Below are 590 nucleotides of genomic sequence, written 5' to 3' on the forward strand. Positions count from 1 at the left end.
AAGTTGGAAGATCTGGGTGATAAGATCCTGATTAAACATCTATATATGGAACGGCGAATGACACCGCTGAATATCTATATGGAACAGGTAGATGAACAAAAGCTGAAAGATGCTATCGAGGAGTATGGCAATGCGATTAAACAGCTTGCTGCTGCGAATATTTTCCCGGGAGATATGCTGTTTAAGAATTTTGGTGTGACACGACATGGCCGGGTTGTGTTCTACGATTATGATGAAATCTGTTATATGACAGAAGTTAACTTCCGAGATATCCCACCGCCGCGTTACCCAGAAGATGAACTTGCCAGTGAACCGTGGTATAGCGTGGCGCCAAATGATGTTTTTCCTGAGGAATTCCGACACTTTCTTTGCGCTGACAGTCGTATTCGCTGTTATTTTGAAGAGATGCATAGTGATTTATTTAAAGCAGGCTACTGGCGAGCGTTGCAAGAACGAATTAAAAATGGTCATGTGGAAGATGTATTTGCGTATCGACGCAAGCAGCGATTTAGCCAACGCACTGAGATAGAAACTTACTTTATTACCAAAGTTTCAGCCTGATTTTATTGGGAATTGTCGATTGCTGTTAG

General features: G+C 42.0%; 1 protein-coding gene. It reads left to right on the forward strand.

Annotation, left to right across the window (positions count from 1 at the left end; all coding sequences use genetic code 11):
- Positions 1-561: isocitrate dehydrogenase kinase/phosphatase-domain containing protein (locus tag V2H77_RS00135; protein ID WP_341497189.1), on the forward strand; the 561-nt coding region annotated here is incomplete at its 5' end.
- Positions 562-590 lie beyond the last annotated feature (29 nt).

It is taken from the genome of Photorhabdus sp. P32 (assembly GCF_038085095.1).
Taxonomy (GTDB): Bacteria; Pseudomonadota; Gammaproteobacteria; order Enterobacterales; family Enterobacteriaceae; genus Photorhabdus; species Photorhabdus luminescens.